The following is a 14,164-nucleotide window of genomic DNA, read 5'->3' as shown; positions in this document are numbered from 1 at the left end:
CCTGTTCGGACGCGGGCGGGGCGCCCGGTCCGTGGTCACTGTTCAAAGGCTCGGGTCCGGTGCGCTCAGAGCACCTTGGACAGGAACTCGCGGGTGCGCGGATCCTGCGGCTGCTCGAAGAGCTGCGCCGGAGGTCCGCTTTCGACGATGCGCCCGGCATCGGTGAAGTAGACCCGGTCCGAGACCTCGCGCGCGAAGCCCATCTCGTGGGTCACCAGCACGCAGGTCATGCCGTCGGCGGCGAGCTGCTTGATCGTCACCAGCACCTCCTTGACGGTCTCGGGGTCGAGCGCGGCGGTCACCTCGTCGAAGAGCATCACGTCGGGACGCATGCACAGGCTGCGGGCGATGGCCACGCGCTGCTGCTGGCCGCCCGAGAGCTCGGCCGGGTAGGCGTCTTCCTTGTCGTGCAGCTGCACCTTGGCCAGCAGCGAACGGGCGCGCTCCTCGACCTCGCGCTTGTTCTCCTTGAGCACGAGCAGCGGCGCCATCATGACGTTCTGCAGCACGGTGCGGTGCGGGAAGAGGTTGTACTGCTGGAAGACGATCCCGACCTTGCGGCGCAGGGCCAGCTTGTCGAGGTTGTCGTCGTGCACCTCCTGGCCCTCGACCGTGACCGAGCCGGTGGTCGCCGGGGTCAGCCCGTTGATGGTGCGGATCAGCGTCGACTTGCCGGACCCCGAGGGGCCGATGATGCAGATCACCTCGCCCTTCATGACCTCGATGTCGATGCCCTTGAGCACCTCGACATGGCCGAAGGACTTGTGAAGATCGCGGATCGCGACGATCGGCTGATCGGGGGTCCAGCCCTCTGACGGTGTCATGGCGGAAACTCCTGTCTCAGGCCCCGGAGGCCGCGTAGCGGCGTTCCAGCCGGCGCGTCCAGAGCGAAATCGGGTAGATGAAGACGAAGAAGATCGTCATCAGGAAGAGGTAGAACGGGATGAGGAACTCGGGGCGCGAGCCCGCGGCCTCCATCGCGGCCTGGGTGTTGCCCAGCGCCTCGTTGACGCCCAGGATCGCCGCCATCGGCGTCATCAGCGTGAGCAGCGCGTACCAGTTCATCCAGGGCGGCAGCATCCGGCGGATGCACTGCGGCAGGATCACGTGGCGCAGGGTCTGGCCGCGGCTGAAGGCAAGGCTGTCGGCGCTTTCCCACTGCCCCGAGGGGATCGACATGACCGCCCCGCGCAGGATTTCCGACACGTTGGCCATGACCGGCAGGGCAAAGCCCACGGTGGCCTTGACCCAGTCGGGGATCATCACCGTCTCGCCGCCCGGCAGCGTCACCCGGAAGGGCACGAGGAACATGATCGCGAAGAGGATCACCAGCCAGGGCGAGTTGCGGAAGACATGCGTCACGAGCTTGGCCGGCAGGCGGATCACCGCGCTGGGGCTGATCTGCATGAAGCCGAGGATCACGCCGGTGACGGTGGCGATGGCCATGGCCAGAACACTCATCACCAGGTTCAGGACGAAGCCCTGCAGGATGAAGGGCATCCAGGTCACCAGCGCCTGCAGCGCGGTCTCGCGATCGGCGGCCCCCTCCTGCTGGGCGACGGCGGCGACCGAGGCCAGCAGGCAGAGCGCGGCGGCGATGACCGGCAGGCGCCAGTTCAGGCGGGTCACGGTCCAGGTCATCGGCCGTACCCCGGCAGTGCCAGCTTGCGTTCGAGCAGCGTCATCGCCCGGGCGATCACCGCGACGAGCAGAATGTAGTAGACGAATAGCAGCACCATCATTTCCGGCACGTTGACGTTGTCCGACCAGATGCCGCTGAGCGAGTAGGTGATCTCGGGGACCGCAATCACGTAGGCCAGCGACGAGGTCTTGGCGAGGCTGATGATGTTGTTCGTCAGCGCCGGCAGGCAGACCCGGAAGGCCAGCGGCAGCGTCACGTAGATGAAGATCTTGAGGTTCGAGAAGCCCAGGCTCTCGGCCGCCTCCACGGTGGTGTGCGGCACCGCCTCGACGCCCGAGCGGAAGATCTCGACGTTGTAGCTGCCGCCGAAGATCCCGATGGCGATGACGGCCCATCCGAAGGAGCCGATCATCGGCTCGTACCAGCCGCCCATGTCGACCTGCGGCGTGATCGCGCCCAGTCCGAAGTAGAAGAACAGCAGCTGCACGATGGGCGGCGTGTTGCGGAAGATCTCGATGTAGGCGGCCACGATCCAGCGCAGCGGGCGCAGCTTCGAGGTCTGGGCCGCCGCGCCCAGCACCCCGATCACCAGCGACAGGGCGATGATGGCCGAGATCAGCTTGACCGAGACCCACATGCCCTCGAGCAGGCGGCCCCAGTCGTAGCTGTCGTAGAAGGGCGAGAAGTTCAGCCCCGTCGTCTCGTATAGCCGCTCGAAGAACGGCGCGATGAGGTCAAGCAAGGGTTGGCGATCCTGAGTTGTTGCCGAGGGGCGCGACGCACGGGAGCAATGCACGCCGCGCCCCTCGGGTCATGCCGGGGCGCGACGCACCCCGGCAATCAGTTGTCGAGGTAGGAGTCGTCGTACTGCAGCTGCTCGTTCATGTCGGCAAGCCAGGGCGACGGCTTCACGCCCCACTTCTCCTCAAGCTCGATCAGCGTGCCTTCCTTGTGCCAGTTGTAGGCCATGCCCGACAGGAAGGCGCCCCAGACGCCGTCCTTTTCCTCGAGCGGGACCGCGGCGCCCCAGGGGTTGGAGAAGACCGTGTCAACGGGCATCTCGTAGCCCTCCCAGTCGCCGGTGGCGAGGTCGGCCGCGATCGAGGTGTCGTCGTAGACCCAGGCCACGCACTTGCCCGAGCGCAGCGCCTCCTTGGCCTCGGTGTTGCCGCCGAAGGCCACCACGCGGGCACCGAATTCCTCTTCGGCGATACGGTTGTAGAACACGCCCTGCTTGCCGCAGACCGGCTTTCCCTCGATGTCGTCCCAGGACGAGATCACGCCTTCCTTGGCCATCAGGGTCGGGCCCGAGGTCCAGTAGGCCGGCTCGACGATGCCCACCACCTTGCGGCGGTCGGGGCGGTCGGACATGGCGCCGATCAGCAGGTCGATCTTGCCCTGCTGCAGGAATTCCATCCGGTTGGAGGACGAGATCACCACCGGCTCGAGCTCGACGCCCATGCGGTCGGCGACGGTCTGGGCGAGGTCGACCTCGATGCCCTGCAGCGAGCCGTCGGGCGAGCGGAAGGCCCAGGGACGGAAGGCGCCCTGGACGCCGACGCGCAGCACGCCGCGCTCCATCACGTCCATGAAGCGGTCGTTCTGCGCCGCTTCCTGGGCAAGGCCCGGAGCGGCCGCGGCGGCGCTCAGCGCGATGGCGCTGACGAGGGTTGCGATCTGTTTCATGTATGTCTCCTTGTTGGTTCGTTTGATGTGTCTTCCGCCTTGCCGGCGGTATTCAGGCGGCGGGTTCGGCCCGCCGCTCGTCCGGGGTCTGCGGCACGCCGAAGACCCGGTCCTGCCGGCCGAGCACCTGCTCGACCTGGCGTATCGTCTGCTCCGCATTCCAGCCGAACAGGGGGGCGAGCCGCCCGGCGCTGGCCTCGACACGGTCGCGCGACAACGGCCCCTGCCAGACCGCGCCGGTGCGCGGCGCCAGCACGCCCCAGAGATCGGGGGCATGTTCATGCGTCACGGCCAGCGCCTCGGCGTCGTCGCCGGCCTGCGCGGGGGTGCGCAGGCTGCGCTGGCCGGGCGTGGCCGGTTTGCCGATCCGGGCCGAGACCTCCTGCAGCATCCGGCGCCCGGCGCTGCGGTGGCTCATGACCGGGCCGGCCGTCATGGCCAGCACACCCTGCCCGAGGTCATGCACGCGCCGCTCGCGGGCGCCCATGGGGCGATCCGGGTCCTCGGTCAGGGGGCGGACCCCGGCCCAGCACTGCTCGACGTCCCGTTCGCTCAGGTTCAGGCCGGGCAGCAGGTGGTTCGCCTCGGCCAGCAGGAAGGCGAGATCATCGGCATCGGCGCGCACGCCGCGCGCGTCGCCCTCGTAGAGCGTTTCCGTCGGGCCGAAGTAGAAGCGGTCGCCGCCCAGCGGCAATCCGTAGAAGGGATGACCGCCGCGATGCACCGTGGCGATGCCGCGACCGGCAAAGCCCTCGGGCAGGCGGATCACCATGTGCGCGCCCTTGGTTCCGCGCACCAACCGGCGGTCGAAGCTGCCGACATCGTCGGCCCAGGTGCCCGCCATGTTGAGCACCGCGCGGGCCGTGACCTCGCGCGTGCCCTGCGCATCCTCGAGCCCGACGCGCCACAGGCCGTCGGGCCCGCGCTCCCGCAGCTCGGCCCGGCTGCGCAGGTGCAGCGCGGCGCCATAAGCCTCGGCCTCGAGCGCGTTGTCGACGCAGATCCGCTCGGGCGCATCGAAGAGGTATTCGCGAAAGGCGACCATGCCGCGCAGGTCGTCCGGGTCGCGCAGGTGGCGGCCGATGGGATGCGCGCGCGTCGCCTCGGCATCCAGCACCCGCCGGTCGAGCGGCGGACCGCCGGGCGCCACGGCGCCAAGCAGCCGCAGGCCCGCGTCGAGCTGCCAGCGCGGGAATGGCCCGTCGCGCCAGACCGGGAAGCCCAGCTCGATGGCACGGGTCCCGACAGAGGCGTCCTCCGCCAGCTCGGCGCGGGCACGCATCGCCTCGCGCGCCATGCCCAGCGCGCGGGCAAAGCGCAGCGGGTGGCGGATCGCGTCGCGCAGCGGGCGCGGCGACTCGAGATAGCGCAGACCGCAGTGCAGCATGCGCGACGACCGCCCGCTCGCGCCCGAGCCCAGGTCGTCGGCCTCGGCCAACAGCACCCGGTAGCCGGCCCGCGCCAGTTCGCGCAGGGCCGCGGTGCCGTTCACGCCGCCGCCGATGACGATGACGTCATGCGGCCCTGGCACGCTGGAAGGCTGGGGTTCGGTCGTCATGCGTCGCAGTAAATGGCGCCACGCATCGGATGCAAAATGCAAAGTTCTGCTTTCAGTATGCGCTCAGCGCATACTCAATCGAAGATCTCGGTCACCGCCTCGTCCCGCAGGGTCTCGCTGAGGCCGATCAGGTCCTCGGCCAGCGCGGTGGGGTTGCGCGTCTCGGGCTGCAGCAGCGCGATCCGGCAGGGGATGCGCGGCAGGAAGGGCCGGAAGACCAGCGACGGGTCGCGCTGCGCCCAGGCGGTGAAGGGGTCGACCACCGCCACGCCCAGCCCCCGCCGCACGAGGCTGCACATCGGCGCGGACATGGTGCTTTCGACCAGCATCTGCGGCACCACGCCCGCCCCCTGCATGATGTCGTCGAAGATCCGGCGCGCCGTGACCGCGGGCGTCCAGCCGACGAAATCCACGCCGTTGAGGTGCGCCGGCGTGACCTCGTCGAGACCTGCCAGAGGGTGATCCGCGGGCATCGCCACGACATAGGAGCTGTCCGCGAAGATCCGCGTCTCGAAGCCGCTGAGCTGGAAGGGCGTCTCGGCAAGGCCGAAATCCACCTGCTGCGTCGCGACCCACTTCTCGACCGTGACCGACATCCGCACGTTCAGCACCACGCGGGCCTGCGGCCGCAGCGCCCGGAACCGCGCCACGACCTCGGGCATGAAGTCGAGCCCCAACGCCGGGAGCGAGGCCACGCCCACGCCGCTGTCCTGCCCCAGCGCCATGCGGCGGCCGAAGTCCTCGAGCGTGGCCATGGAAACAAATAGACGCTCGACCTCGTCCAGCAGCAGGTGCGCGGCATGGGTCGGCACGACCCGCCCCTTCCGGCGCTCGAAGAGCTTGACGCCGACGCTGTCCTCGAGCTTGTCGATCATCCGGCTCACGGCGGGCTGGCTGCGGCCCAGAAGCTCGGCCGCGCCTGACACGGTGCCCGCGCGCATGATCGCCTGGAAGGCGGTGTAGAGCTGCGGATTGACGCTCATGCCGGATCCTCCTGCAGGATGCCGCCCAGGTCCAGCGCCGGATGCCGCGCGGCGATGGCGCTCATGTCGTCCTGCATGGCCTGCAGCAGCCAGTCGGCCACCGCCGCAACGGTCTCGTCGTGCTCGCCGCCCGTGCGGGTCAGCAGGCGGCAGACGCGCCCAGGCCGCACCAGCACCGGCAGCGCCGGGACGAGCTGCCCCTCGCTCAGCCAGTGGGCCACGATGTTGAGCCAGCCGGCGGCGATGCCCTGCCCCACGAGCGCCGCCTGGAGCACCACCGAATAGTCGGAAAAGCTCAGCTGCGTGGGCGCCACGGGGGCCGCGCGGGCGACATGCTCGCGCAGGCCGGTCGAGCGTTCGCCGTCGAGCCGGATCAGCGCGGCGCCCTCGCCCGAGAGGCCCGCGAGGTAGTCGGGCGCGCAGACCGGAGCATAAGCCTCGTGCATGACATAGCGTCCTTCGCGGTCGCCGGGGGCGGCATAGCGCATGGCGATGTCGACCCCGCCCATCGGCCCTGCGACCGGCCCCGCGATGAGCTGAAAGCGCAGGTCGACGTTCGGAAACGCCTGCTGAAACCGCGAGATTCGCGGCATCAGCCAGTGCGTCGTGAAGGCCGTCGAGACCGACAGCGTGATGGTGGCCTTACCCGTCTGACGCTCGGCCAGGCGGTCGAGCGCCGCCTCGATCCCGGAAAACCCCTCGATCACGGCGTTTTTCAGCAGTTTGCCATCCTCGGTCAGCCGTGCGCCGGGTTTCCCGCGCTGGAACAGGCGCGTGCCGAGATAGCGTTCGAGCCCCGCCAGCGCACGGCTCACGGCGGGCTGCGTGACGTTCAACTCCTCCGCCGCGCGGGTGAAGTTCTCGTGCCGGGCCGCGGCCTCGAACACGAAGAGAACGCCCGGCGAGGGCAGTTTGCGCCGCAATCCATCCATGACTTCTGATTATGGATTTCCCAAGTATTTGACAATTGCCCGTGGCCCCCGCCCTGCGCCACCTTCGCCGGGAAACCGCCCCCGACGGGGCATCAGCACGAGGCCACAATGGATTTTTCACGCTTCAAGGTTCTGACCTTCGACGTGGTCGGCACCTGCGTCGATTTCGAAGCAGGCATTCTGGGCGCCTTTCGCCGCATCGGCGGACCCGCCGCCGAGGGACTTTCCGACGACCAGATCTTCAAGCCCTACCTCGAGGGGCGCGAGCGCAACTACGACCGCATGAGCGAGGCCTTCAAGGGCGTCTACCTGCACGTCGCCCGCGAACTGGGCTTCCCCGAAACGGAAAGCGCCGCGCGCGACTTCCAGCTTTCGGTGCTGGAATGGCCGGCCTTCCCGGATTCCGTCGCGGCGCTCGCCCGCCTGCGCCGCCGCTATCGGCTGGTCGCCATGACCAACGGCGACCGCACCGCCTTCAGCGCGCACAACCACACGCTGGGCCGCCCCTTCCACGAGGGCGTGACCTGCGACGACACCGGCTGCACCAAGCCCGATCCGCGCTTTTTCGCCTACAACCTCGGCCGCCAGTCCGCCGCGGGTGTGGCTCGGCACGAGATCCTGCACGTCGCGCAGAGCCAGTACCACGACATCGGCATCGCGAAATCGCTGGGCTATGCCACCGCCTGGATCGAGCGGCGCCACGACCAGCCCGGCTACGGCGCGACGCCCGATCCCGCGAGCCTCACCGAGCCCGACATCCGCGTGACGAGCCTGGGCGCGCTGGCCGACGCGATCTTCGGCGAGGGCGCATGACCCTGCCGCCGCCGCCCGCCTCGCTCTGGCGCGAGACCGCACCCGCCTTGCCCGCGACGACACCGGCGCCGGCCGAGCTCGGCTGCGACGTGGCCATCGTGGGCGGTGGCTATTGCGGATTGCACGCCGCGCTGGTGCTGGCCGAGGCCGGACAGCGCGTCGTGCTGCTCGAGGCCGGGCCGATCGGCACCGGCGGCAGCGGGCGCAACGGCGGCGTGGTATCGGCCAAGTTCCGGCGCGGCTTTGCCGATCTGGCCTCCTCGCACGGGCTGGACACGGCCCGGCGCATGCATGCCATCGCCAACGACAGCGTCACGCACCTGACCGAGACGCTGGACCGGCACGGGCTGACCGACACCGGGTTCACCCGCTCGGGCGCGCTGAAGTGCGCCCACAACGTCCGCGCCTTCGCGCATGCGAAGCACGAGGCCGAGTGGCTGCACGAAACCCTGGGCGAAACCGGGCTCGAGGTCCTGGGCGCGGCGCGGGTGGCGGAAGAGACCGGCACAGAGGGCTTCGTGGGCGGCGTGCTCCAGCACGGCGCGGGCACGATCCAGCCGCTGGCCTATCTCGCGGGCCTATGGCGCGCGGCCGAGGCGCAGGGGGCGACGCTCCACGCGGACACGGCGGTCGAGCGGCTGGAAGAGACGCCGCAGGGCGTGACGCTCACGCACCCTCAGGGGCAAGTCACGGCCGAACGCGTGCTGCTGGCCACCAACGCCTATTCCTGGCTGACCCCGGCGGGGGCGACCCTGTCGCGCAGCCTCGTGCCCTTCCGCAGCGCCATGATCGCGACCGAGCGCCTGCCCGCGGACCTCGACCGCCGCCTGCTCCCGCAGGGGCGTAGCTACACCGAGACCCGGCGCATGATGCGCTGGTTCCGCAAGATCGGCGGCCGTATCCTGTTCGGCGGACGGGGTGCCCTTGGCGCGGTGGATTCGCCCGCGGCCTTCAAACGCCTGCACGAGGCCATGATCGGCATCTTCCCCGCCCTGCGCGAGGTGCCCGTGGCGCTGCGCTGGTCGGGCCAGGTGGCGCTGACCTTCGACGGGCTGCCGCACGCGGGGCAGCTGTCGGACCGCGTGGCCTACGCGGCGGGCTTCAACGGCGCGGGCGTTGCGATGTCGGGGCTTGTCGGCGCCCGTATGGCCCAGCGCATGCTGGGCCGCGAGGCCGACCTCGGGCTCATCGCCCGCGACAGCCTTCCGCGCGTGCCGTTCCACCCCCTGCGCGCCCTCGGCGTGCGCGGCGTGACCTTCGGCTACGAGATGCTCGACCGGCTGGGGCTCTGATCCCGGCCGCGCCACGGCCTCAGGCGCGGCGCAGCAGGTACGTGTCCATGATCCACCCGTGCCGGGCCCGCGCCGCGGCGCGGGTCTCGACGATCCGCGGGCCGGCCTCGGCCAGCGGGCCGCTCTCCAGCACCTGTTCCGGCATCCCAAGGAACCCGCCCCACCAGATCCGCAGCCCGGCGGGTTCGAGCGCCCGGAAACTGCACTGCCCGTCCAGCATGACGACCGCCGTCTCGGCACCTTCGGGCCAGCCCCCCTCGCGCAGGCGGCGGCCGGTGGTCACGCTCACCGCGCCGTTGACCGTGTTGAAGGGGATCGCATGGGCCGCCGTCAGCGCCTGCAGAGCCGTGATCCCGGGCACCACCCGGACGCGCGGCGCACCGGGCAGGCGCGCCGCAATGCGCAGCGTCGAATCGTAGAGCCCCGGATCGCCCCAGACCAGCAGCGCGACCGGCCCGTCCGGCGCCTGCTCCAGGGCTGCCTGCCAGCGCAGGGCGATGGCGTCGTGCCAGCGGGCGACACGCTCGGCATAGGGCAGCGACTCGTCCCTCACCGGCATGTCGAAGGGGATGACCCGCGCGTTCGAGTCGGCCGCGCGCAGGATCGCCTCGCGAAGATGGGCCAAGTCCTCCTTGCCCGCGCCCTTGCGCGGGATCAGCACGGCCGCCGCATCGCGCAGCGCCGCGCGCCCCTCGAGCGTGACGTGATCCGGGTTGCCCGTGCCGATGCCGACCAGCCAGAGCTCGGTCACGGCGCCGCCTCCGCCCCGGGATCGATGCCCACGCCCATCTCGGCCAGCGGTCCGTACAGGATCAGGGCCGGTGCCGTGCTGATCGCGTCGCGCAGCCGGTCGGCCAGCGCGCCCACCGTGGCACGGTGCAACGACTGCTCGGGCAGGGAGACGGCCTCGGCCAGCAGCGCGGGCGTCTCGGGCGGCAGGCCCCGGGCGATCAGCATCTCGGCGAGCTGCGGAAAGGTGCGCTTGCCCATGAAGACCATCGTCGAGGCCGAGGGATCGGCCAGCGCATCGAGGTCGATATCCTCGGGCAGCGCGCCGGTGGCGCCATGGCCGGTGACGAACTGCACGCGCCGCGCGGTCAGCCGCCGCGTCAGCGGAATCCCCGCCGCCGCCGCCGCCGCAACGGCCGAGGGCACGCCCGGCACGATCTCGTAGCCGACACCGGCCTCGCGCAGGGCGACCAGCTCTTCCTCCAGCCGACCGAAGAGGCCGCTGTCGCCGGATTTCAGCCGGACCACGCGCATCCCCGCCCGCGCGTGATCGACCAGCAGGCGGCTCACGTGGTGCTGCCGGGGCGAGGCCCGCCCCGCCCGCTTGCCCACCCCCACGAGGTCCGCCCCGGGCCGTGCATGCGCCAGGATCGGCCCCGAGGAAAGGTCGTCGAAGAGCACCGCGTCGGCCCGTTGCAGCCGATCGACCGCCTTGAGCGTGAGAAGCTCGGGATCGCCCGGGCCGGAGCCCACGAAGCTGACAAAACCGCTCATGTCTCTTCCTCCGAGATCAGGTGAAAGAAGGTGCCCGAAACCAGCCCGCGACGCGAGCCCGTCTCGGGCACCGCGTTGCCGTCGGCATCGGCCACCTCGGCCAGTGGGGCGTCGGGCTGCTCGAGAATGGTCGAGTAGTGGAATTCATGCCCGCGCAGCGCGGCCCCCGCCGCATGGCCCGGCATCGGCGCGCTCAGCACCGCGCGGCGATAGCCCAGGTGGAAGTTGCGGATCTCGTAGCTGGTCACCAGCCCCAGCAGGCCCGCCATCGGGTGCCGCACGCCCTCCTTGTCGATCAATGCCGCGCCAAGGGCCATGTAGCCGCCGCACTCGCCGTGCACGGGCCGGGTCTGCGCATGGCGGCGCAGCCCGGCGCGGAACTGTCCGGCCGCCGCGAGCCGCCCGGCGTGCAGCTCGGGGTAACCGCCCGGCAGCCACACAAGGTCGGCCGAGGGGTCGGGCGCCTCGTCGGCCAGCGGCGAGAAGGGCAGGATCTCGGCCCCCGCCGCGCGCCAGCCCTCGACGAGGTGGGGATAGGCAAAGGAAAACGCCGCGTCCTGCGCCAGCGCGATGCGCTGCGCCGGAGGGCGCGGCAGGGCCCCATCCCCCGGCAGCGGGGCGCCCTCCGCCGCCTTGCGGATCGCGTCGAGGTCGACATGCGCGCGCAGGAACTGAGCATAGCCCGCGATCGCGGTCTCGAGGTCGGGATGCTCGACCGCCTGGATCAGCCCCAGGTGGCGCTCGGGCAGCGCGAGGTCGCCGCGCCGGGGCAGAACGCCCAGCACCGGCAGGCCCGCGCGCTCCATCCCCAGCCGCGTCAGCCGCTCGTGTCGCGGCGAGGCGACGCGGTTCAGTATCACCCCGGCGAAGGGCAGATCCGGCATGTAGTCGCGGAAGCCCATCGCGGTCGCGGCCGCGCTCTGCGCCTGTCCGCCCACGTCGAGTACCAGCACCACGGGCCAGCCCATGCGCCGCGCCGTCTCGGCGCTGGAGCCGAAGCCGCCCTGCCCGCGCGTGGCGACCCCGTCGTAGAGCCCCATCGAGCCCTCGGCGACGCAGATCTCGGCCCCCCGCGCCTGCGCCGCGACACCGTCCAGCAGGCCCGCGCCCATCGCCCAGGTATCGAGGTTGAACGAGGCCCGCCCGCAGGCGGCGCGGTGGAAGGCCGGGTCGATGTAGTCGGGGCCTGACTTGAAGGGCTGCACCGTCAGCCCCGCGTCCGACAGCGCGCGCAGCAGGCCCAGCATCACCGTCGTCTTGCCGGTGCCCGAGGACGGGGCGGAGATCAGCAGGCCGCGCATCAGTCGCCCGCCCAGCCGGACCAGGGGCTTTCGGCGCACTGCGGGCGGTAGCGGCGGTCGTAGTCCACCGAGTAGAGGCAGCTTTCGTCGAAACCCTCCCCCGACAGCGCCGGCCCCACGAGGATCACCGCCGTGCGGGAGATGCCCTCGTCCATGCGTGCCTCGATGTCCGACAGCGTGCCGCGCAGGATGCGCTCGTCGGGCCAGCTCGCGCGGTAGACCACGGCGACCGGGCAGTCCGCGCCGTAGGCCGGCGTCAGATCGGCCACCACCCGCGACAGGTTCTGCACCGACAGGTGGATCGCCAGCGTCGCGCCGGTGGCGGCGAAGTTGGTCAGCGTCTCGCCCTCGGGCATCGACGAGGCCCGCCCCGGCGTCCGCGTGAGCACCACCGATTGCGCGAGCCCCGGCAGCGTCAGCTCGGTTCCCAGCGCGGCGGCGGCGGCCGAAAAGGCGGGCACCCCCGGCGTCACCGAAACCGGGATGCCCAGCCCGCGCAGCCGCCGCATCTGTTCGCCCATGGCGGACCAGACCGACATGTCGCCCGAATGCAGCCGCGCCACGTCGTGCCCGGCCGCGTGGGCGGCCTCGATCTCGGCCATGATCTGCCCAAGATCCATCGGCGCCGTGTTCACGATCCGCGCGCCCTCCGGGCAATGGTCCAGGATCGCCTCCGGCACCAGCGATCCCGCGTAGAGGCAGACCGGGCAGGATGCGACGATGTCGCGCCCGCGCAGGGTCAGAAGGTCGGCGGCGCCTGGTCCGGCGCCGATGAAATGAACGGTCATGTGGTCTCTCCTTCGGCCAGCGCGCAGCTGGCCATTCGGTCTTGCGAAAGGCATCGGGGCGCGATCAGGCGCGCCCCCGGTCCCGCGGCCGCGAGCGCCGCGGCCTCCGCGAGGCTGCCGGTGCCCCGCGCGGCGAACGAGGCCTCCGAGCGGGTGAGGGTCGGCTGCACGGCCAGCGCCTCCGGGGGCACCCCCACGAGAGGAAGGCCCAGGGCCCGCGCGAGCGCTGCGAGGGCCGCGGCCTCGGCCTTGTCCTCGGCGGTCGCCAGGGCATTGACAGCGCGATCCCCGAGGGCGCGCGCCAGCGCATCGCGCAGGCTGTCCGGGCCGGCCGCCCGGCGGAATCCGAGGCCCGCGACGATCATGGCGCAAGCCGCCACTGCACGATGGGTCTTGCGGGCGTCCATCCCGTGCGCGAGCCCAGCGGCGCCGCCTCGGCAAGGTCGATCCGCAGCAGATCGCCCCCCATGCGCGCCCGCGCCTCCAGCAGCAGCGCCTCGGTCTCGAGCGTGACGGCATTGGCGACGATGCGGGTGGTCCCCGGCAGGTGGCGGGCCAGCCAGTCCAGCAGCGCCGCGTCGAGGCCGCCACCGACGAAGACGGCCTCCGGCGGGGCGAGATCCGCCAGCGCATCGGGCGCGGCGCCGGTCACGACCGTCAGCCGGTCGACGCCGAGCCGCGCGGCGTTCTGCGCGATGCGCGCGGCCCGGTCCGGGCGCGGCTCGATGCTCGTGGCCGAAAGCGAACCGTGCGACAGCAGCCACTCGATGGCGATGCTGCCCGAGCCGCCGCCGATGTCCCACAGGTGCTCGCCCGGGCGCGGCGCCAGTGCCGAGAGGGTCAGCGCCCGCACCGGGCGCCTGGTCATCTGTCCGTCGCTGGCGAACCAGTCGTCCTCTCGCCCCGAGACCAGTGGCAGCACGCGGCCAGCACCCTCGACCTCGACCGCGACGCAGACCGGATGCCCGAAGGCCCTCGCCGGCAGCGCGTCGGCGCGCGCCATGGTGAGGCGCTCGCGCGGGCCGCCCAGGGCCTCCATCACCGTCATGCCCGAAGCGCCGAAGCCCTCGGCGCACAGGTAGTCGGCCAGCGTCCGGACCGCCGCCCCGTCACGCAGCAGCACGATGGCGCGCTGGCCGGGAGCCAGATGCGGCCGCAGGCGCGCCAGCGGCGCGGCGTGCAGGCCGAAGCAGAGCGTCCGCTCCAGCGCCCAGCCAAGCCGGGCCGCGGCGAGCGAAAAGCTCGACACCCCCGGCAGCGCACGCCATTCGCCGGGCGCGAGGCGCCGGGCCAGCACCGCGCCCGCGCCGAACCAGAAGGGATCGCCCGAGGCCAGCACCGCAACGCGGCGCCCGCGCAACGCGATCAGGCGCGCGATGCCCTCGGCAAAGGGCACCGGCCACGCGATGCGCTCGGCGCCGCTGCCCGGCAAAAGCGCAAGGTGGCGCGGCGGGCCCATGACGATCTCGGCCGCCTCCAGCGCCGCAAGGCTTGCAGCCGGCAGCCCTTCGGGACCATCTTCGCCCAGACCCACGATCGTCAGCCACGGAGCCTCAGACATGCTGCGCCCCCTCGTCCTTGGCGGCACCACCGAGGCCAGCGCGCTTGCCGCGCGCATGGCCGGGGCCGGCCTGCCCGGCACGCTCTCGCTCGCGGGCCGCACCCG

15 protein-coding genes are annotated in these 14,164 nt (G+C 71.6%); 2 read left to right on the top strand and 13 right to left on the bottom strand.

Annotation, left to right across the window (positions count from 1 at the left end):
• Positions 1–65: 65 nt before the first annotated feature.
• The 7 genes from SALMUC_RS15665 to SALMUC_RS15635 form a co-directional block, all read right to left on the bottom strand.
• Positions 66–824 carry an amino acid ABC transporter ATP-binding protein gene (locus SALMUC_RS15665; protein ID WP_020042801.1) on the bottom strand — a complete coding sequence of 253 codons (759 nt, stop codon included), beginning with the start codon at positions 822–824 and terminating at the stop codon, positions 66–68.
• A 16-nt stretch (positions 825–840) separates the two neighbouring features.
• Positions 841–1,641 carry an amino acid ABC transporter permease gene (locus tag SALMUC_RS15660; protein WP_020042800.1) on the bottom strand — a complete coding sequence of 267 codons (801 nt, stop codon included), beginning with the start codon at positions 1,639–1,641 and terminating at the stop codon, positions 841–843.
• The gene (locus tag SALMUC_RS15655; protein WP_020042799.1) at positions 1,638–2,384 is read right to left on the bottom strand and encodes an amino acid ABC transporter permease; all 747 of its coding nucleotides are present in this window, start codon (positions 2,382–2,384) and stop codon (positions 1,638–1,640) included. The genes SALMUC_RS15660 and SALMUC_RS15655 overlap by 4 nt, the downstream gene beginning before the upstream one ends.
• A gap of 98 nt (positions 2,385–2,482) precedes the next feature.
• Positions 2,483–3,328: a transporter substrate-binding domain-containing protein gene (locus SALMUC_RS15650; protein ID WP_020042798.1), complete on the bottom strand. Its 846-nt coding sequence runs from the start codon at positions 3,326–3,328 to the stop codon at positions 2,483–2,485.
• Between the two features lie 52 nt (positions 3,329–3,380).
• Positions 3,381–4,886 carry an FAD-dependent oxidoreductase gene (locus SALMUC_RS15645; RefSeq protein ID WP_020042797.1) on the bottom strand — a complete coding sequence of 502 codons (1,506 nt, stop codon included), beginning with the start codon at positions 4,884–4,886 and terminating at the stop codon, positions 3,381–3,383.
• 74 nt (positions 4,887–4,960) lie between these two features.
• Positions 4,961–5,869: a LysR family transcriptional regulator gene (locus SALMUC_RS15640; RefSeq protein ID WP_020042796.1), complete on the bottom strand. Its 909-nt coding sequence runs from the start codon at positions 5,867–5,869 to the stop codon at positions 4,961–4,963.
• A complete protein-coding gene (locus SALMUC_RS15635) occupies positions 5,866–6,801 on the bottom strand; it encodes a LysR substrate-binding domain-containing protein (RefSeq protein ID WP_021120494.1) in 936 nt (311 codons plus the stop codon). The genes SALMUC_RS15640 and SALMUC_RS15635 overlap by 4 nt, the downstream gene beginning before the upstream one ends.
• Before the next feature lie 108 nt (positions 6,802–6,909).
• Here SALMUC_RS15635 and SALMUC_RS15630 point away from each other — a divergent pair, with 108 nt between their 5' ends.
• Positions 6,910–7,614, top strand: a complete 705-nt coding sequence (locus SALMUC_RS15630; RefSeq protein ID WP_020042794.1) for an HAD-IA family hydrolase — start codon at positions 6,910–6,912, stop codon at positions 7,612–7,614.
• Entirely contained in the window at positions 7,611–8,906 is a 1,296-nt protein-coding gene (locus SALMUC_RS15625; RefSeq protein WP_020042793.1) for an NAD(P)/FAD-dependent oxidoreductase, read from the top strand. Before SALMUC_RS15630 ends, SALMUC_RS15625 begins: the two co-directional genes overlap by 4 nt.
• A gap of 19 nt (positions 8,907–8,925) precedes the next feature.
• Here SALMUC_RS15625 and cobF read toward each other — a convergent pair whose 3' ends face one another.
• The 6 genes from cobF to cbiE are packed head-to-tail and all read right to left on the bottom strand — an operon-like array spanning position 8,926 to position 14,059.
• Entirely contained in the window at positions 8,926–9,657 is a 732-nt protein-coding gene (gene cobF, locus SALMUC_RS15620) for a precorrin-6A synthase (deacetylating) (RefSeq protein ID WP_020042792.1), read from the bottom strand.
• A complete protein-coding gene (gene cobA / locus SALMUC_RS15615; RefSeq protein WP_020042791.1) occupies positions 9,654–10,409 on the bottom strand; it encodes a uroporphyrinogen-III C-methyltransferase in 756 nt (251 codons plus the stop codon). Before cobA ends, cobF begins: the two co-directional genes overlap by 4 nt.
• Positions 10,406–11,710: a cobyrinic acid a,c-diamide synthase CobB gene (locus tag SALMUC_RS15610; RefSeq protein ID WP_020042790.1), complete on the bottom strand. Its 1,305-nt coding sequence runs from the start codon at positions 11,708–11,710 to the stop codon at positions 10,406–10,408. Before SALMUC_RS15610 ends, cobA begins: the two co-directional genes overlap by 4 nt.
• Positions 11,710–12,498, bottom strand: a complete 789-nt coding sequence (gene cobM / locus SALMUC_RS15605; RefSeq protein ID WP_020042789.1) for a precorrin-4 C(11)-methyltransferase — start codon at positions 12,496–12,498, stop codon at positions 11,710–11,712. The genes SALMUC_RS15610 and cobM overlap by 1 nt, the downstream gene beginning before the upstream one ends.
• Positions 12,495–12,863: a cobalamin biosynthesis protein gene (locus tag SALMUC_RS15600; RefSeq protein ID WP_020042788.1), complete on the bottom strand. Its 369-nt coding sequence runs from the start codon at positions 12,861–12,863 to the stop codon at positions 12,495–12,497. Before SALMUC_RS15600 ends, cobM begins: the two co-directional genes overlap by 4 nt.
• Positions 12,860–14,059, bottom strand: coding sequence for a precorrin-6y C5,15-methyltransferase (decarboxylating) subunit CbiE (gene cbiE / locus SALMUC_RS15595; protein WP_020042787.1), 1,200 nt, complete (start codon positions 14,057–14,059; stop codon positions 12,860–12,862). The genes SALMUC_RS15600 and cbiE overlap by 4 nt, the downstream gene beginning before the upstream one ends.
• Positions 14,060–14,164 lie beyond the last annotated feature (105 nt).

It is taken from the genome of Salipiger mucosus DSM 16094, assembly GCF_000442255.1.
Lineage (GTDB): Bacteria > Pseudomonadota > Alphaproteobacteria > Rhodobacterales > Rhodobacteraceae > Salipiger > Salipiger mucosus.
The sequence above is the reverse complement of the archived record's forward strand: the minus strand, read 5'-3'. Positions and strand labels throughout refer to the sequence as shown.